Annotated in this window: 15 protein-coding genes and 1 pseudogene; 7 read left to right on the top strand and 9 right to left on the bottom strand. The window is 47.7% G+C overall.

Annotated elements, in window-relative coordinates; genetic code table 11:
- Window positions 1-71 precede the first annotated feature (71 nt).
- Genes astD through CWC33_RS07100 form a run of 3 tightly spaced genes read right to left on the bottom strand, consistent with a single transcriptional unit; the run spans window position 72 to window position 3,801 of the window.
- Complete coding sequence (gene astD / locus CWC33_RS07110; protein ID WP_100691382.1) at window positions 72-1,541, bottom strand: succinylglutamate-semialdehyde dehydrogenase; 1,470 nt, start codon at window positions 1,539-1,541, stop codon at window positions 72-74.
- A gap of 15 nt (window positions 1,542-1,556) precedes the next feature.
- Complete coding sequence (astA, locus tag CWC33_RS07105; RefSeq protein WP_100691381.1) at window positions 1,557-2,582, bottom strand: arginine N-succinyltransferase; 1,026 nt, start codon at window positions 2,580-2,582, stop codon at window positions 1,557-1,559.
- A gap of 16 nt (window positions 2,583-2,598) precedes the next feature.
- Complete coding sequence (locus tag CWC33_RS07100; RefSeq protein WP_198511847.1) at window positions 2,599-3,801, bottom strand: aspartate aminotransferase family protein; 1,203 nt, start codon at window positions 3,799-3,801, stop codon at window positions 2,599-2,601.
- A gap of 336 nt (window positions 3,802-4,137) precedes the next feature.
- Here CWC33_RS07100 and CWC33_RS07095 point away from each other — a divergent pair, with 336 nt between their 5' ends.
- Window positions 4,138-4,842 carry a flagellar brake domain-containing protein gene (locus tag CWC33_RS07095; RefSeq protein WP_100691379.1) on the top strand — a complete coding sequence of 235 codons (705 nt, stop codon included), beginning with the start codon at window positions 4,138-4,140 and terminating at the stop codon, window positions 4,840-4,842.
- On the opposite strand, the gene CWC33_RS07090 is transcribed toward CWC33_RS07095, so the two are convergent.
- The 4 genes from CWC33_RS07090 to rpe form a co-directional block, all read right to left on the bottom strand.
- A complete protein-coding gene (locus CWC33_RS07090) occupies window positions 4,839-6,011 on the bottom strand; it encodes an HDOD domain-containing protein (RefSeq protein WP_100691378.1) in 1,173 nt (390 codons plus the stop codon). The genes CWC33_RS07095 and CWC33_RS07090 overlap by 4 nt on opposite strands.
- A gap of 69 nt (window positions 6,012-6,080) precedes the next feature.
- On the bottom strand, window positions 6,081-6,662 hold the full coding sequence (locus CWC33_RS07085; protein ID WP_100691377.1) for an anthranilate synthase component II: 582 nt from the start codon (window positions 6,660-6,662) through the stop codon (window positions 6,081-6,083).
- Window positions 6,663-6,671: 9 nt separating this feature from the next.
- The gene (gene trpS / locus CWC33_RS07080; protein ID WP_088767361.1) at window positions 6,672-7,682 is read right to left on the bottom strand and encodes a tryptophan--tRNA ligase; all 1,011 of its coding nucleotides are present in this window, start codon (window positions 7,680-7,682) and stop codon (window positions 6,672-6,674) included.
- 14 nt (window positions 7,683-7,696) lie between these two features.
- On the bottom strand, window positions 7,697-8,371 hold the full coding sequence (gene rpe, locus CWC33_RS07075; RefSeq protein ID WP_100691376.1) for a ribulose-phosphate 3-epimerase: 675 nt from the start codon (window positions 8,369-8,371) through the stop codon (window positions 7,697-7,699).
- A 134-nt stretch (window positions 8,372-8,505) separates the two neighbouring features.
- Between rpe and CWC33_RS07070 the strand changes: the two genes are divergently transcribed.
- Both CWC33_RS07070 and CWC33_RS07065 read left to right on the top strand, forming a co-directional pair.
- Complete coding sequence (locus CWC33_RS07070) at window positions 8,506-8,808, top strand: hypothetical protein (protein ID WP_100692297.1); 303 nt, start codon at window positions 8,506-8,508, stop codon at window positions 8,806-8,808.
- An 11-nt stretch (window positions 8,809-8,819) separates the two neighbouring features.
- Window positions 8,820-9,041: a DUF2970 domain-containing protein gene (locus CWC33_RS07065; protein ID WP_100691375.1), complete on the top strand. Its 222-nt coding sequence runs from the start codon at window positions 8,820-8,822 to the stop codon at window positions 9,039-9,041.
- A 162-nt stretch (window positions 9,042-9,203) separates the two neighbouring features.
- On the opposite strand, the gene prlC is transcribed toward CWC33_RS07065, so the two are convergent.
- Window positions 9,204-11,246 (bottom strand): oligopeptidase A, encoded by a 2,043-nt coding sequence (gene prlC / locus CWC33_RS07060; RefSeq protein ID WP_100691374.1) that lies wholly within the window; start codon window positions 11,244-11,246, stop codon window positions 9,204-9,206.
- A 135-nt stretch (window positions 11,247-11,381) separates the two neighbouring features.
- Here prlC and CWC33_RS07055 point away from each other — a divergent pair, with 135 nt between their 5' ends.
- A complete protein-coding gene (locus CWC33_RS07055) occupies window positions 11,382-13,682 on the top strand; it encodes a S9 family peptidase (RefSeq protein WP_100691373.1) in 2,301 nt (766 codons plus the stop codon).
- 138 nt (window positions 13,683-13,820) lie between these two features.
- On the top strand, window positions 13,821-15,173 hold the full coding sequence (gene gorA, locus CWC33_RS07050; RefSeq protein ID WP_100691372.1) for a glutathione-disulfide reductase: 1,353 nt from the start codon (window positions 13,821-13,823) through the stop codon (window positions 15,171-15,173).
- Window positions 15,174-15,251: 78 nt separating this feature from the next.
- Here gorA and CWC33_RS12805 read toward each other — a convergent pair.
- Window positions 15,252-15,329, bottom strand: a pseudogene (locus CWC33_RS12805) (YnfA family protein); the annotation flags it as partial.
- Window positions 15,330-15,401: 72 nt separating this feature from the next.
- Here CWC33_RS12805 and CWC33_RS07045 point away from each other — a divergent pair.
- Window positions 15,402-16,274, top strand: a complete 873-nt coding sequence (locus CWC33_RS07045; protein WP_100691371.1) for a LysR family transcriptional regulator — start codon at window positions 15,402-15,404, stop codon at window positions 16,272-16,274.
- Window positions 16,275-16,366: 92 nt separating this feature from the next.
- Window positions 16,367-19,240, top strand: a complete 2,874-nt coding sequence (locus CWC33_RS07040) for an insulinase family protein (protein ID WP_100691370.1) — start codon at window positions 16,367-16,369, stop codon at window positions 19,238-19,240.

The raw sequence follows: 19,240 nt of genomic DNA, 5'->3' as shown, positions 1-19,240 counted from the left end.
CTGACTCTCTTTATGTATGCGGTTGGACAACCATTCAAATTGCCCAACCGCTAAAGTAGCACAGATTGTGACTAGAATTTAAGTCCCGGTGCTAATGACTCAGGTAACGTCATCGAGTCAGCCTCGACAGAGGCAACTGGGTATGCACAGTAGTCAGCCGCGTAGTAAGCGCTTGCTCTGTGGTTGCCACTCGCCCCAATGCCACCAAATGGAGCAGCGCTGCTCGCACCTGTAATTGGCTTGTTCCAGTTCACAATGCCTGCTCGAATGTGCTTAAAGAAGTAGCGATAGGTCTGCTCGTCGTCACACAAAATGCCTGCCGACAAACCATAGCGCGTGTTATTCGCTTCTTTAATCGCGTCATCAAGCTCTTTATAGCGATACACTTTTAGCAACGGGCCAAAGTGCTCTTCGTCTTCAAGACCTTCAACGCCGGTTACATCAACAATACCCGGTGTCACAAACCCTTTTTTAGAGTCTTCCTGCTTCATACGAACCAGCGACTTCGCACCTTTATGCAAAAGCTCATTCTGTGCATCGACCATTTCGCCGGCAGCTTTAGCAGAAATCATGGCGCCCATGAAAGGCTGCGGATCTGCATCGTAGTCATCAACCAAAATATTTTCTGTGACTTCCACTAAGCGTTCCAGCACTGCACGACCTTGCTCGGAATCTTCAATGAACAATCGGCGCGCACACGTGCAACGCTGACCAGAGGTGATAAAAGCGGACTGCACAATATTATGAACCGCAGCGTCAATATCAGACACATTTTTCACCAGTAATGGGTTATTCCCCCCCATTTCCAGCGCTAAGATCTTGTCCGGGCGCCCACCAAACTGCTTGTGCAGCAAGTGCCCAGTATTCGACGAGCCGGTAAAGTACAAGCCATCAATTTGTGGATGCGCAGACAGCGCTTTACCAGTCTCAACTTCACCTTGTACCAAGTTGATTACGCCGGCAGGTATACCCGCTTTTTCCCATAGCTTAACCGTTTCCTGAGCCACCATTGGGGTCAACTCACTCGGTTTAAATACAATGGTATTTCCAGCGATTAACGCTGGCACAATGTGACCGTTTGGCAGGTGGCCCGGGAAGTTATAAGGCCCATAAACCGCAACAACACCGTGAGGTTTATGACGAATAAAAGCTTTCGCGCCAGGCATTTCATTTTCAACCGTTCCAGTACGCTCATGGTAAGCCTTTTCTGAAATAGCTACTTTGCCCATCATCGCGCCAACTTCCGTGCGAGTTTCCCAAACGGGTTTGCCCGTTTCTTTCGCCATTGTGCGCGCCAAGTGCTCTTTGTTTTCTTCCAGTAACTCCGAGAATTTTTTACAAATTGCCAAGCGCTCTTCGACAGACTTATCAGCCCACTCAGGGAAAGCTTCACGAGCGGCCATTACCGCCTTTTCAACTTGGTTGGCACTGGCTGATTCACCAGACCAAATAACTTCATTGCGAGCTGGATCAACCGAGTCGAATTTCTGGCCTTCGCCCGCTTCCCAAGCTCCGTTAATAAATTGAATACTGTTCGTCATAAATTTAACTCCTGCTTAAAGTGCGACAATTCGAACGTCGTCGCCGTCACTTAAATGCATTTTTTCGGCTTGCTCGTTATCAATAATCAGCTCATCTGCACCTTCTGCTAACAGCAGTTTGGTGGCTCTAAAGTTTTCAAGCTGAGTATTGCAGACAATATGTGGTACCGCAGCCTCTATGTCGGGCACCTGCTCTTTGACTCTAACGTTCACAAGTCGGCTGTTTCGCACGCTGCTTAAGTTACACACTTCCGCTTCTACTGTTGGACCTGCATCAAAAATATCGACAAAGCCACGGAAACGGAAACCTTCCGACTCAAGCAGCTTCAGCGCAGGACGCGTGTTATCATGTACTTTTCCGATAACCGCACGAGCGTCTTCACTCAACAAATTCGTGTAAATTGGAAAGCGTGGCATTAGCTCAGCAATAAAGGTTTTATCGCCAATACCGCTTAGATAATCCGCTTTTGGAAAATCCATTGAAAAGAAATTATCTTCTAGCCAAGTCCAAAACGGCGAGTCACCATTGTCGTCGGAAACCCCACGCATTTCTGCAATCACCCAGTCGCTGAAACGCTGTTTAAACTGGGCCAAAAATAACATACGGAAACGCGACAACGTACGACCGTTCATGTTGTGACGGTATGGTTCGCGCAAGAACAAGGTGCACAACTCTGACACCCCCGTGTAGTCATTACACAAGGTCAAAGTTTCCAATGCATTATAGATATTAAGTTTTTCTGAATGATGCACGACTTTACCGAGACGGTAATGCCAAAATGCTTCATCCAGACCCACCGCAGCTTCAATACCACTCACACCCGCGATGGTTCCGGTTTCGGTGTCTTCCATCACAAACAAGTAACTTTCGTCACCCGGTGTTTCGACGCTTTCCTTTCGAAAAGCTTTTTGGGCACGATCAATACGACGCTCTAATAGCGACTGATCGACGGGCAACGAGGTAAACCCGTGGCCCGACTCAATCGCACATTGATAAAGCGCTTCGTAATCCGACGGCTTAATGGGTCTGATTAGCAACATAAAAACGCCTCAGTAATTAGCCAGCAACCTGAGCAACGGCTTTTTCAAAGCGTTGCAGGCCTTCTTTAATATCGTTTTCAGAGATAATCAGCGATGGTGTAAAGCGCACAACGTTTGCGCCTGCTACCAGCACCATAACACCGTGCTCTTGTCCCGCTAACAAAAACTCACGCGCTTTGCCTTCGTATTGCTCGTTAAGCGCTGCGCCCAACAACAAGCCCTGGCCGCGAATTTCGCTGAACACATTATACTTGTCATTAATGCGTTGCAGTTCTTCTTTGAAAAGCTGTTCGCGTTTCTTAACGCCATCTAATGTTTCTTTGGTGTTCACAATATCGAAGACAGCTTCTGAGACCGCACAGGCCAGTGGGTTACCACCATAAGTACTACCATGCGTTCCTGGCTTCAGGTGCTCGGCAATTTCTTTGGTCGTTAGCATAGCGCCAATTGGGAAACCGCCGCCCAGCGCTTTCGCTGACGTTAAAATGTCAGGTGTTACGCCTAGCTGCTCGTAAGCGTACAGTGTGCCGGTACGGCCAAAACCGGTTTGAACTTCGTCGAAAATAAGCAATGCGTTATTCTGGTCGCACAATTCACGGACAGTTTTTACGAACTCAACGTCTGGCGCTACAACACCGCCTTCACCTTGCAGCGGCTCCATCATAACGGCACACGTGTCTTCAGAAATAAGCGCTTTCAACGCTTCAGCATCGTTATAGTCAACGTGTTCAACAGCACCTGGTTTTGGACCGAAGCCGTCTGAGTACGCCGGTTGACCACCAACGGTTACCGTAAAGAAAGTACGACCGTGAAAACCTTTAGTAAAAGCAATAATCTTTTGCTTATGCTCGCCGTGCTTTTCAATCGCCCAGCGACGCGCCAGCTTAAGTGCCGCTTCGTTGGCTTCTGCGCCAGAGTTTGCGTAGTAAACACGGTCAGCAAAAGTAGCGTCTGTTAATTTTTTAGCCAAGCGAATAGCCGGCTCATTAGTAAATACGTTACTTAAGTGCCACAACTTTTGGCTTTGCTCTTGTAACGCTGACACCATTGCCGGGTGACAATGACCTAAACAGTTAACAGCAATACCGCCGGCAAAATCCACATACTCGCGGCCGTCTTGATCCCACACTCGGGCGCCTTCGCCTTTAACTGGGATCATTGACGCTGGGTTGTAGTTTGGAACCATAACGTCGTTAAACATTTCGCGATTTACTGCCATTTTGTCTGTCATTACTCTCGTCCTTATCGCTCATGCGAATTAACAAAGGTGTCAACAAATGAATGTCTTGAAAAGGGCGTTATTATGCCAAAATTTGACCACCTTGTCTGTGTTAATTAGTTTCAAAACCCTTTTCACATCAGCATTTGGGAATTTATTGCGTTTTAATTGAATAGTTATGCTTAAGTGTCAGTACTCACTGAATCTTTACTCACACTTTTTTCCTTAAATTTCCTTTTGTAAAATTTATTAACAACTCTGTATCATGAATTGCATTGCAATTTTTCCATTCTTCTTTTAGCCTGAACTTATCCTTATACAACTTCGGCAGAGGCTATGGAAAAAGAAACACCGACAATACCGGAATCATCTCAGCCCCATATGAAGTTAAATTACTTACGTCCGGGCGATATGATCGACGTTGAGTTTGCATCTGCCACCAAAGTACGCACCAAGCTTCAACTTATCGGATTTGACAGCGGCCACTACTTGTTGTTGAAGCAACCTAACCCGAAAACTGACGGCAGTTATGTTGACGTTTTGTATGAGGGCAATCCCGTCATCGTTCGATTAGTTTTAGAAGGTGAGACTGGTGAATGTATTGCCTTCAAAAGTAAAATACGGGCGGTAACCAACTTTCCTTTCCGGCTCGTTTACCTTGACTACCCTAAAGAAGTTGAGCAGCGCGCGTTGCGGGCTCAAAAGCGCGTCAGCACCCACATCCCAGTTGATGTTACCTCAGCAGCCGTTCAACCCGGAGAGCGTAAAAAACTTGCCAGCGGTGTCATTGTCGATATTTCCTCAGCAGGTTGCCGAATACTTTTTAAAGCTCAAAACGCAGCTGGGAATGTAACTCACATGAATATCAAGGTAAACATAGGTTCAGGGTCGCAAAGAGAGCCGTTGACACTGTCCGGCCAAATTATGAACCAGCGTAAAGAAGTGGGCCGAATCGGTATTGGTGTTCGTTTTACCGACCCGGAAGAGCATATAACCGAAGTGTTTAGTCACCTGCTCATTGACACCGACTTCGAATGTTAGTCAGGAACAATGATTGGCGGACGTTTTAAACTCACGTTATTTAGCCGGGCGAGCGTTTCCGCCGACACCGAATACTTGTTCAATATGTGCTTACCTTCTTCCAGACTCGCTAAGTCGACTTCCCGCATCATGCGGAATTCACAATAAGCGTTTGCCTGGGCTAATACCTCAGCATACTCGGAATCATAGTGAGGTGTTGTTCTGTCTGCTTGGGTAAAATCGAGCAAATGCTTGCTGACTGGCACCCGCTTCAACCCCCAGCCTTCGGCAACCAAATAACTCACTTCTTTATCTTTCTCTAACATCAAGTCCCGCAAAAAACGCTCGTCCGGCGTTAACTGAACAAGCGCATTATGTCGTTCCGGAGACTTGTCGTTAACTGAGGCCATCGCGAACTCACGCTGCACGTCATCAAACAGCTTCAAGTACAGCTTAGTTAGCGCGATTTTGCCCAGCTCATGGAACATCCCCATGGTGTAAGCCAAAATCGGATCTTTTAACTTTCTTTCCACCGCAATGTTATGAGCCGCTATAGCGGTACCCAGTGAATGCTCCCAGACTTTTCTGCGAAACAACGTAAACGGCTGTGTCGACGGCGGTAACCAGTTTTGCATAATGTAAGCTGGTGCCAGTAACCGAAGGTTCTCGGTACCCACAAAACTCATCGCCACCCGCAAGTTATCAAGTTTTACCTGCTTGTTACGATCAATAAACGGTGGTTGATTAACGGTACGCAGCAAGCCAGTATGAAACCAGTCCATACCCTGCACGATAGATTCAATACGACGCATTGAAGCGGCTTTCAGACTGAGGGTATCGAGAAGTTCAGGCAGTTTTTCCGGAAGAGGGATTAAACGCTCGCGAACATAGTCACCGTCTTCAATTGTTTTCAAGGCACGGTGATAAATTTCCTCATGCAATTCTGCTGAAATTTTATCTGAAAAACGTTGGCGTGCTTGCGCCTTTCTGTCACGCTCTTCGTAGTTTAGACGCTCTACCTCAAGTAATTGACGGCGCTGCTCCTTCTCCTCGTCTTCAATACCATCGGCCGCAGAGCGAGCTTTACGCGCAAACGGAAAGCTAATTAAATAGTTAATAAACCGTTTCTCAAGCCGCAATGCGGGGTCTTTACTGCCACCTTCCGTGGTATTTGAAAAAAAATGAAACATCAATGCTCGCCTATGAAGTGTTTACTAGCGTAAGTATCGGCAATTTCAGTGCTTAGCAACAGTTACCAATCATCGTATATAACGTAAAAAATTCGCTAACAGATTATGTCCCTGCTTAGTCATTACCGACTCGGGATGAAACTGAACACCAAAAAGTGGCAGTGCCTTATGTCGAATCGCCATGATCTCTTGCAGCCCCGTTACGCTTTTGGTTTCGGCATCAACAGTAAATGCTTGAGATAAGGTATCCGGCGCAACAACCAGTGAGTGATATCGCGTCACGTTCATGGGGGTGGGTAACCCCTCGAACAGCCCTTGGCCTGTATGCATCAGGCTAGACACTTTGCCGTGCATTACTCGTTCCGCACGAACAACGGTTGAACCAAACACTTGAGCTAATGCCTGATGCCCCAGGCAGACACCCAATATGGGAAGCCTATCCTTAAAAGCTGCAATGGCTTCCAAAGAAACTCCAGACTCGTCGGGCGTGCAGGGTCCCGGAGAAATAACGAGAGCCTCTGGGTTTAAGCGCTCAATGTCTGCTACGCTAATTTCATTATTGCGGAAAACCTCAACCGACTCGCCCAGCTCGCAAAAATAGCGAGCCAGGTTATGAGTAAAAGAATCAAAGTTATCAATGAGTACAATCATGTACCGGCATTACGCCTCTGGGTAAGGTACAAATCCAACGGCGTTATAAACATCTTTTAAAGTTTTAGCGGCAGCTTCGCGTGCTTTATCGGCGCCCTGTTTCATAACACTTTGCAAGAATGCCTGATCATTGCGCATCTCATGGTAACGTTGCTGAACAGGCTCTAGCATAGCAACCACTGACTCCGCCACATCCACTTTCAAGTGCCCGTACATTTTGTCTTCATACTCAGGCACTAACTCGTCTATCGACTTACCTGTTGCGGCAGACATAATGCTCAGTAAATTAGATACGCCAGGCTTTTCAGTTGGATCAAAGTAAATACGCGCCTGTTCATCCGAGTCAGTCACCGCTTTCTTAATTTTCTTAAGGATTTTCTTCGGCTCTTCCAATAGACCCACAAAGTTGTTCGGGTTGTCATCCGACTTAGACATTTTTTTAGTTGGGTCTTGCAGCGACATAACCCGCGCGCCCACTTTCGGAATCATAGGCTCAGGAATCGTAAAAATATCACCGTACAAATTATTGAAACGCTCTGCGACATTACGTGTCATTTCCAGATGCTGCTTTTGGTCGTCACCCACCGGCACTTCATTTGCCTGATACAACAAAATATCAGCCGCCATTAATGCGGGGTAGGTGAACAAGCCCGCATTAATATTATTCGCATGACGCTGCGACTTGTCTTTAAACTGAGTCATGCGGTTCAGCTCGCCCATTTGCGTGTAGCAGTTCAACACCCAAGCCAGCTGTGCATGCTCCGGTACGTGCGACTGAATAAATACGGTGCTTTTCTCAGGGTCTAAGCCGCACGCCAAATAAAGCGCTAAACCGTCTAACGTCGCCTGCTGCAGTTGCTCAGGCTCCTGCCGAACCGTTATTGCATGCTGGTCAACGAGCATAAACTTACAGTCATGCGTGTCCTGCATATTCACCCACTGACGCAACGCACCAATGTAGTTTCCAATAGACAACTGCCCTGACGGCTGACAACCACTTAATACAATTGGTTTCGACATTCTTCTTCTTTCCTCTACGAGCCTGTTACTGCAGCAATTTCATCACGCATGGTCTGTATGACACTGGCATAATCATCCGCATTAAAAATAGCCGAGCCTGCCACAAACATATCTGCGCCCGCTTCTGCTATTTCACCAATATTTGAAACTTTGACACCGCCATCCACTTCCAAACGAATATCACGACCACTGTCATTAATTCGCTCGCGCACCGCTTTGAGCTTATCTAACGTTGATGGAATAAACGATTGACCACCGAAACCCGGGTTGACCGACATCAGCAAAATCACATCAAGCTTGTCCATAACATGGTCTAAGTAGTGCAAAGGTGTCGCTGGGTTCAATACCAGTCCAGCCTGACATCCATGCTCATGAATGAGTTGCAAAGTGCGGTCCACATGATCAGACGCTTCCGGGTGGAAGGTAATAATAGAAGCACCGGCTTTTGCAAAATCAGGAATAATTCTATCCACCGGCTTAACCATTAAATGCACGTCGATAGGCGCTTCAATGCCATAGTCCCGCAATGCCTTGCACACCATCGGACCAATAGTCAGATTCGGCACATAATGATTATCCATTACGTCAAAGTGGACAACATCGGCGCCAGCATTTAATACGGACTCAACTTCTTCACCTAAACGCGCAAAATCTGCGGACAGAATAGAAGGGGCTATTAAAGGCTTCATCGTTATTTATCCCAAGGTGTCAAAAGTGGCGGCTATTGTAGCAGCTAACCGCGGACAAAAAAATTCGTATCGATGACTGGAATTTTTACAAAATCGCTGATAAATTGTTCAGTCTAATGCTTTTGGGGGACGTTATGCGCTTATCTATAGTTACTCTATCACTGACACTGATGGCTCTTGCCTCAGTTGCAGCGGTAACGCCTAGCACTCTGTTTGCCCAGCAAAATGCCACTCAACAATGCCAACAACTCCTTGCCGGCAGTGAAAATAATCAGTTGAAAAAAGAATGCGAACTGGCAGCCGGAGAAGTCACTTGGGGTGACTGGTTAAAAGGTCACAGCCGTTCAGTACAGTTCCATTTTTTTGACCTAATAGAGCTTTTCTCGAGCTCTAGCGACGCTCAAAAAGAACGTTACAAAAACAACTACTCTCGTTAAGACGTACATTCATGTCTGAACAGCAGGAAAACACACAACAAAAACCCGGTTTAGTTAGCATGGTTGTCAGCGTACTGGCGGCGTTTTTGGGTGTGCAAACTGAGAAAAACCGCCAACGAGATTTCCAACATGGTAACCCCAAAGCCTATATCATCATTGGCGTTATTCTGACCATTTTGTTTGTTTTAGGTCTGGTTGGTGTGGTTAATTTAGTTATGGCCAACTTGGCATAATCCACCTGTCGCCTGATGCTATTGCATCAGGAGAGATCGATGAGCTTTAGAGCAAAGATCAATAATTAAGCATTGGCACAAGTGGCCATACCGCACCTGACGTAATAACGTCAGGCTACGGCGTCCTCATGAAGAGCCCTCATAGCCTCAGCGCCCTAATAGTTACGCAGCCTTGATGCCACTATGACGTAACAGCGGTTCCACGCTGGGTTCGCGACCGCGGAACTCCTGAAATAAGTCAGCGGCTTTACGGCTGCCACCGCGCTCCAAAATCACTAGCAGGAAGTCACGCCCAGTGGCGGCACTGAAAATACCTTCCTCTTCAAAACGTGCGAATGCATCTGACGACAACACTTCTGCCCATTTATAGCTGTAATAACCCGCAGCATAACCACCAGCGAAGATATGTCCAAAACTATGCTGGAACCGGTTGTACTCTGGCGGAATGCGCACTGAGGTCTGCTCACGAACTTCACTCAAAATTTCGCTGATACGCGCGCCTTTGCTTTCATCAAACTCGTGGTGAATGCGCATATCAAACAGGGAAAACTCTAACTGACGCATCATTTGCATTGCCGACTGGTAGTTACGTGCCGCCAGCATTTTATCCAGCAGTTCCTGCGGTAATGGTTCACCGGTTTCGTAATGGCCAGAAATAAGCGCCAGAGCCTCTGGCTCCCAACACCAGTTTTCTAGAAACTGACTTGGCAGCTCTACGGCGTCCCATTCAACGCCATTAATGCCGGAAAGCCCTGCCGTATCAACTTGTGTCAGCATGTGATGCAAGCCATGACCAAACTCATGGAATAGCGTCAGCACTTCGTCATGGGTAAAGAGCGCAGGTTTACCACCCACGGGTTTACTGAAGTTACAGGTTAGAAACGCCACCGGGTTTTGTAACTCGCCGTCGGCATGAACTCGGCGACCAACAAAATCCGCCATCCACGCTCCGCCTCGTTTACCTTGGCGAGCATACAAGTCTAAGTAAAAGCTGCCGCGCAAGTGACCATCGGCGTCGTGAATGCGGAAAAAGCGCACGTGCTCGTGCCAGGTTTTTACGTCTTTTTGTTCACTCACTGTCATGCCAAACAAGCGCTTAACCACGTCAAACAAGCCATTTAACACTTGCTGTTCCGGGAAGTATGGACGCAGTAACTCATCAGAAATCGAATAACGTTGCTGCTTCAGTTGCTCGCTGAAATATGGCACATCCCAGGCTTCCATTTTCTCAACGCCCTGCTCTTTAGCGAAAGCTTCCACTTCGGCGTATTCTTCTTTTGCCTGCGGCATGGACTTGTCCGCTAAATCTTTCACAAAGCCCAGCACTTGCTCGGGTGACTCCGCCATTTTCGTCGCTAACGACATTTCAGCGTAGTCATTAAAGCCAAGCAACTTCGCCATTTCATGGCGCAAAGCCAGGGTCTCATCCATTACTGCCGAGTTATCAAACTGACCACCGTTAGGGCCGGTTTCTGAAGCCCGCGTTACAAAGGCCTGATACATGTCTTTGCGAAGTTCTCTGTCTTCGGCATACAGCATCACAGGTAGGTAGCTCGGAATGTCCAGAGTAAATAACCAGCCTTCTTTTTCCTGATCGGCCGCGGTTTCTTTCGCCGCTTCTTTAATGCTGTCAGGCAGTCCGGCTAAGCGACTTTCGTCCGTGATTAAGCACGTCCAGGCATGAGTTGCATCCAGCAAGTTATTGCTGAACGTCGACGATAAGTCAGATAGACGAGACGAAATTTCAGCGTAGCGTTTCTTTTTGTCCGCAGGTAAATCGACACCCGACAAACGAAAATCACGCAAGGTATCGTTAATGAGCTTCTGCTGAGCTTCGGTCAGCTCGGTAAATTCATCACTGTTACGCAGCGTTTCGTAGGCATCAAACAAGCCTTTGTGCTGACCCACATACGTTGCATAGTCAGACAGCAACGGCAGGCAACTGTCATGGGCTTCACGAAGCTCTGGCGTACTAACCACCGAATTTAAATGCGACACCGGCGCCCACACATGCTCTAACTTTTCATCGGCGTCGGTTAACGGTTCAATTAAGCCGTTCCAGCTGAAATCCCCTCGCGCCAGCACGTCGTCAATCGTTTTTCGTGCATCATTAATGCATTGTTCTACCGCAGGTTTTACATGCTCTGGCTTAATGCTTTCAAAGTCAGGAAGTTGACCTTGTTCAAGTAGCGGATTCTGGCTCATTGTTACCTCAATTTTTTCAAAATGCTTACGGTAGATATTGGGTCTTTAAGCGAGTCTTCAACCACGCTTATGTGGTTTCCTGCGTTTTTTACGGTATTATCAAATCGTTAATAAATCAGAATAAAGGTAAATGTCATGTCTGACACCTCTTTTCGCTCTTTGCGCTTAATGGCTGGAATTACGGCCATTGTCACCTTAAGCGCCTGTAGTAACCTGGGCGGCACACAGTCCTCAGAAGAATCTAAGCAAGCTGAGGTTACTGGTAGTAGCCAGCTTACACCTGAGAAAATCTTTGCCAGCGACACCTTTAACGTTGAGCATCCCGCGCCGACTCGCTGGCTGGAAGATGGCTCAGGTTATACAACACTGGAAGAGTCCGAGTCTACGAATGGTCGCGACATTGTCCGTTACCATCCGGAGACTAACGAACGCACCGTGTTAGTCAGCGCCGAACAACTGACGCCAAAAGGTAAAGACAAAGCATTGCATATTGCTGACTACGTCTGGTCTGACGATGGCAACAAAGTATTAATTTTTACCAATACAAAACGCTCATGGCGCACCCATACGCTGGGCGACTATTGGGTCTTAAACCGCAGTAATAATGAACTGAAGAAACTTGGCGGCAACGCCCCCGAGTCGACACTGCAGTTTGCCAAGTTTAACCCGCAGGGCACCAAAGTCGCTTATGTGATGCAGAACAACATTTACGTGCAGGACTTAAACAGCTTCCGCATTAACAAGCTCACCAAAGACGGTAACGACACCATTGTGAACGGTACCTTCGACTGGGTGAATGAGGAAGAGTTCTTCCTGCGTGACGGTTTCCGCTGGAGCCCGGATGGGCAGCACATTGCCTACTGGCAGCTCGATACCGAAGGCACGCCGGTGTTTACCATGATCAATAACACCGACGAACTGTACCCTACGCTTAAAAAGTTTCCTTACCCGAAAGTCGGTGAAACCAACGCCGCTATGCGTATTGGTGTCATGCCGGCCAGTGGTGGTACAACACAGTGGATGGATATTCCCGGCGACCCGCGCCAGCACTATTTAGTACGCATGCAGTGGGCCGGTAATAGTGAGCAACTGCTTATACAGCAGCTTACTCGCAAACAACACATTAACCGGGCCTTCATTACTGACATAGAGTCAGGCGATGCACAGGAATTACTGCGTGAAAGCACTGACTCATGGGCCGAGTACGTCGACGACATTCACTTTCTGAATGACGGGCAAGAATTTACCTGGCTAAGCGAGCGCAGCGGCTATCGTCATATTTATCGCGTGTACCGTGACAGTGGACGCATTAGCGCTATTACCCGCGGCAACTGGGACGTTGTCGATGTACTGCGTGTCAACGAAGCAGACGGTTGGGTGTACTTTATTGCATCACCTGAAACGCCGTTAGAGCGTTATTTGTTCCGCGCCAGCCTAGACGGCAGTGGTCGCTTAGAACGTCTGACGCCGGACATGGACGGTACCCACAGCTACAGTATTTCGCAAGATGCCAAATACGCAGAGCATACCTTTCACTCTGTGAATCAGGTGCCTGTAACCAAGATGATTTCTCTGCCGGACCATAAGGTTATTCGTACGGTAGTGGACAACACTGACGTCCAAAAAGCGGTCGAAAACGTCGAGAAACAGCCGGTTGAGTTTTTCCGTGTTGAAGCGCGCGATGGCCTTGAGCTGGATGGCTACATCATGAAGCCAACCGACTTTGACCCGAGCAAAGAGTACCCTATTTTGTTCTACGTTTACGGCGAGCCCTGGGGACAGACGGTAGCCAATAAATGGGGTGGATCGTTGTATTTGTGGCACACCATGCTGACACAGCAAGGTTATATTGTTGCCTCTATCGATAACCGGGGCACCAAGTCACCACGCGGCTTTGACTGGCGCCGTTCCATCTATAAAAATCTGGGCGTTGTCACCGTACGCGACCAGTACGACGCGCTGCAACAGATGCTGGAGCGCTGGGACTTTATTGATGAAAGTCGTGTTGGTATCTGGGGCCACAGTGGCGGCGGTTCACAAACCCTGAATGCGCTGTTCCGTTACCCGGACGCCTACCACATGGGTATGGCGCTGGCACCAGTACCTGACTTAACCTTGTACGACACCATTTATCAGGAGCGTTACTCCGGGTTATTGCCTGAGTCAGCGGAGCGTTACAAAGAAACATCGGCGATTACACACGCTGAGAACTTGGAAGGTGACTTATTGTTAGTGCATGGTACTGGTGACGACAACGTCCACTTCCAGGGCAGTGAGCGCTTAGTTAACGAGCTGATTAAGCACGGTAAACAATTCGAGTTTTTCGCCTACCCGAACCGCTCTCATGGTATTTATGAAGGTGAAGGTACCACCTTACACCTGCGCACCATGATGACCGAGTTTGTGAAAGAGAACTTGCCGGCAGGCGGTCGCTAAGAGCGGCTTTATAAACTGATCTTTCGATTACCTCTATCGGTATAAACAACGTGACAGCCCCGTGTCTCTATTTGCAAGATACGGGGTTTTTATTCAAGATATGCGCAGTTTTTGAATTAAGCACAGGAGTTAAGCAGTATGAGCAGACATTATGACTATCTGGCGATAGGTGCCGGCAGTGGCGGTATTGCCTCAGCCAACCGTGCCGCTATTCGTGGTGCAAAGGCCGCCGTTATTGAAGCTAAATTCGTTGGTGGCACCTGCGTAAACGTGGGATGCGTGCCTAAGAAAGTCATGTGGTATGGCGCTCATATTGCCGAAGCCGTTAAATACTCACCCTCGTATGGCTTTAACCTGGAGCAAAAGGGCTTTGACTGGGCAACTATGGTGAAAAACCGGGAAGCGTACATTGAACGTATTCACGGAGGCTATCATCGTGGTTTCCAAAGCAATGGCGTTGAGTTCATAGAAGGCTTTGCCAAGTTTGTCGACCACCAAACGGTTGAAGTTAATGGCGAGAAAATTACTGCCGACCATATTACCATTGCGACCGGCGGCCGCCCGATGATTCCTGAAATTCCAGGTGCTGAGCATGGCATCGATTCTGACGGCTTTTTTGCGTTAACCGAGCAGCCTAAAAAGGCGGCCGTTGTCGGTGCCGGCTATATCGCGGTTGAAATTGCCGGTGTTTTCCATGCCTTAGGCACGGACACGCACTTGCTGGTTCGTCGCGATCGCCCGCTGCGCACCTTCGACAAAGACATTACTGATGGCTTGCTTGAACGCATGAAACAAGACGGCCCTGAGCTGCATACCGAAACCACCGTACGTGAAGTCGTTAAACAGGACGACGGGACACTGACCCTGCATTTTGAAAACGGCAAAACAATGGAAGGTGTTGATTGCCTGGTATGGGCCATTGGCCGCGTGCCGTCTACTGACAACATCAACCTGGAGTGCACCGGTGTTGAACTCGACAAAGACGGCTTCATTCAAGTCGACAAATTCCAGAACACCAATGTGCAAGGCATTTATGCGGTCGGTGATAATACTGGCGCCGCAGCGCTAACCCCCGTCGCGATTAAAGCAGGTCGCCAATTAGCAGAGCGCCTGTTTAACAACATGCCAAACGCGCACATGGACTACGAAAATATTCCTACCGTTGTGTTCAGTCACCCAACCATTGGTACTGTTGGTTTGAGCGAAGAAGACGCCAAACTGAAGTTCGGCGAAGAGAATATTAGCGTGTATAAGTCATCATTTGCGGCAATGTACAATGCCGTGACACCACACCGGGCGCTCAGCTACTTTAAGCTGGTTTGCCACGGCAAAGAGGAAAAAGTGGTAGGCATTCACGGCATTGGCGAGGGCATGGATGAAATTTTACAAGGCTTCGCCACTGCGTTGAAAATGGGAGCCACCAAAGCAGACTTGGACTCGACTGTAGCGCTGCACCCTACTAGTGCTGAAGAGTTTGTTACTATGCGCTAGCCTTAGGTTTTAAGCCCTCTGGAAGAGTCAGGGGGCTTTCCAGCCAACTATTTTCACCTTTTTCAACCACAGTTAAAGTAAATAGCAGCCTACAATTTCAGCAATAGCGGTTACAAAAAACAGCCCGAGTGTTTTAGTGAGTAACAAAGCCAACATATTCAGCGTCCTGTTAAATATTTCCAAAGCATAATATCATCCTAACTAATACACCGAGCAAGAGACTGGTAAATGGCGAAATCAACTCTCGAACAATGGCGCATGTTTAAAGCAGTGGCTGATCATGGTGGCTTTATGCAAGCGGCTCAGCAGGTCCACAAGAGCCAGTCGAGCATTCATCACGCTGTTAATAAAATGGAAGAGCAATTAGGTGTTAATTTGTTTGAGGTCGATGGCCGCAAAACGGTGTTAACCCATGCCGGCAAACTCTTGCTACGCCGTATTAATTATCTGTTATCGGAAGCCGAACGTTTTGAAAATGTCGCGCAGAACCTGAAAGAGGGCGTGGAATCGACACTGAACATTGCTGTTGATGAGGCGTTTCCGAAAGAAGTGCTGTACGAGGCGCTAGAAAAAGTCTCTGAAGAATTCCCGCTGGTGCACATAGAAGTTATTGAAACCATATTAACCGGTGCCGACGAGCTTTTACGAAAAGGGTTAGCAACCGTTTCTCTATCGCCTTTCATGCTCGATAACGAACTCAGCGAGGCGCTTAGCGACGTTACCTTCATTGCCGTATGCGGCAAAGGCCATGCACTTGCATCAAAAGCGTCTGTCACTCTCGAAGACTTGAAGAATAGTCGTCAAATAGTCCTACGAGACTCAGGTATCGAGAAAAGCTCTGACATAGGTTGGCTGGGTTCTGAGCAGCGCTGGACTGTCAGCCATTTAACCACGTCTGTTGAGCTGATTCGCAAAAATCTCGGCTTCGCCTGGCTGCCTGAGTCGGCAGTGAAAGCCCATATTGACGACGGTAGCTTGGTAACATTAAACCTTGAGCGAGGCGCCACTCGCTCTATGCCCATTTACCTTAATTTCGAAGATGCAGACAGTGTCGGCCCGGTCGCCAGAAGCTTTATTGGCCACATCCGGTTTCTCACTTAAACACTCTGTTACAAATTACTAACAAAATAACTTCAAGCCTCTGAAGTGCCCGAGTATCATTGAGTCATTAAAGAATAAACGGGGACTCCAACATGAAAAAGCTACTCCTGGCGAGCGCTATTAGCTCTGCCCTGCTACTAACAGGCTGCAGCCAGACCGTTACTGAAACACCGAATACGCAAAGTATTGTCGCGGGTAAAGTGATTAAAAGCCCAAACGACGAGCGTGGCTATCGCGTGTTGAAACTCGATAACAACATTGAAGTTATGCTGGTGTCAGACCCTGATGTTGATAAGTCAGCGGCTTCCTTAAGTGTTGGTGTCGGTCTGTTGCAAGACCCTAAATCACAACAAGGCATGGCCCATTACCTGGAACATATGCTGTTTTTGGGTACGGAAAAATACCCGGACACCAACGGCTACAGCGAGTTTATGAGCAATAATGGCGGCAGCCAAAACGCGTCCACATGGCTGGACATTACTAACTACATGTTCAAGGTGAATAACGAGGCTTACGACGAGGGTCTGGATCGCTTTTCTGACTTCTTCAAAGCGCCAAAACTTTACCCTGAGTATGTGGATAAAGAGCGTAATGCGGTAAACGCCGAATGGTCGATGCGCCGTGAGATGGACTTTTTTGGTCAATTTAAACTCGGTCGTTTATTGCTTGGCTCTCACCCTTCTAACCGCTTCCTTATTGGCAACCTGGAAAGCTTAAGTGATAAAGAAGACAGTAAGCTGCACCAGGAAACTGTCGACTTCTATAACCGCTTTTACTCGTCAAACATTATGAAAGTGGCGATGATAAGCAACCGCTCGCTTGATGACATGGAAGCGCTAGCACGTAAGCATTTTGCCAGTATTGAAGATGACAAGATTGAAGAGCCGGAAGTGACCGCACAAATCAACTTTGATGATGTTGGTAAAAAGCGCATTCACTACGTGCCAAATGAAGATGTGAAGCAACTCAAACTCGAGTTCATCATCAATAATAATCAAGACCAATTTAAGGTAAAACCTAACCGTTACGTCAGCTACTTGTTAGGTTCTGAAATGCCAGGCACGCCAGCTCAGAAGCTCAAAGAAGCTGGGCTTATTTCGAGTTTAAATGCCTCTGCGCAACCGACGTTTTACGGAAACTACGGCGTTATGCGTCTGGACATTGAGTTGACTGACAACGGCATGCAACAGCGTGACGACATCGTCGCTCTCATCATGCAATATATCGACAAAGTTCGCGCTGAAGGCGTCGACAAAAAGTATTTCAATGAAATTAAAACCAGTCTAAACAACCGTTTCCGCTTCCTGGAAAAAGGTGATGAGTTTAGCTATGTGTCTAATCTTGCGCAAGCCATGCAAAATTACCCCGCTGAATACGCGATTAGTGCGCCTTACGAGTACCAGGAGTTTAACCCGGAGGCCATTTGCTCAGTGCTGTCGCAGTTAACCCCTGAACGCTTAAGAGTTTGGTACATAAGCCAAGATGAGCCGCATGACAGCGAACTTGACTACTACGATGGTAAGTACAAAGTCACAGACATAACCGCCGAAGAAATGGCGAGCTGGAAACAAGAGCCAAAAATGGCTATTAACTTGCCTAAGGTCAACACGCTTCTGCCGGAAAGCTTCGAGATTAAAAATAACGATGCGTTTGAGAAACCTCAAGTGGTTATTGAAGAAGAAGGCCTGCAGGTATGGCAGTACCCAAGTCAGTTGTACGGCGACCAACCACGCGGCATTTTCACTATTCAAATAAATAACCCTGCGTCGCTTCAGAATATTAAAGCCAACGTATTAGGCGCTTTGTGGAAAGATTTGTACAACATGAATGTTAGTGCACTGGACACCGAAGCCAACATTGCCGGTATGAATTTAAGCTTAAATGACACCACCGGTATGACGCTGACCGTGTCAGGCTTTACCGACAAGCAGCCACAGTTGCTTGAGCGTGCTATTGAAGGCTTAAGCTTTGAGGTTGAACCACAAGCCTTTAAACAAGCCGTTGACCGCTATGTTCGTGCGCTTAAGAATAAAGGTCAGCAGTTCCCTATTTACCAAAGCTTCGATGCCTATGGGCAGTTAATTCGCGAAGGTGGTTTTGAGCAGTCAGACTTAATAGACACAGCTCAGTCACTTACCAATGAAGAATTAGAAGCTTATATGGACACTCTGTTAGGTAATAATTCCATTCGCGTGTTTGCTTTTGGTAATTACAACGAATCCGATTTAACAGAAGCGGTTGAGCGCGTTAAAACAAGCTTACCTGAGAACAGGGAAGTCACTGACTTTGAGACCGCCGAGTTCTGGTCTCCTCAATCAAACAAGGCCGTTGTACTACGCAAAGATCTTGAGGTGGCCGACGTCGCCTTAGTCGATGCGCACATTCATCCTGAGCCTGGCTTCAAAGCTCAGGCTGCGGGTACAGTATTACAAAGCCATTTCCGCACGGCGGCTTTTGATACCTTGCGTACCGAAGAACAGCTAGCCTATGCAGTGGGCGCTTTCGCACCATCGCTTGATCATTACGCAGGCTTTGGTCTATACATTCAAACGCCGGTTAAAAGCGTGGCGGATATGCAGGCGCGTTTTGACAAGTTCAAAGACGAGTACTGGGCGCAGCTTGAAGCAATGACCGAAGACGAGTTCGCTCAATTAAAACAAAGCGCGCTGGTAACGTTAAGAGAAACACCGAAGAATATGCGCGAAGAAGTCGCTCCGATACTGTCAGACTTAGCGCTTGAGCGTTATGACTTTGACAGCAAGGAACAGCTGATTAAAGCCGTTGAAAGCACAACGCTGGCAGACGCTAAGGCTTTTTATAAAGATACGCTAATGAACCCAGACGCCGCTCGCATTTCAGTACAGCTTCGCGGCGCTAAATTCTCTGACGAGCCTTATGCAGACTTACCGAATCAAACGGTTGTAGAGGATCTGGCGGAGTTTCATCGAACCATGGAGACTCAATAA

It is taken from the genome of Idiomarina sp. X4, from assembly GCF_002808045.1.
Lineage (GTDB): Bacteria > Pseudomonadota > Gammaproteobacteria > Enterobacterales > Alteromonadaceae > Idiomarina.
The sequence above is the reverse complement of the archived record's forward strand: the minus strand, read 5'-3'. Positions and strand labels throughout refer to the sequence as shown.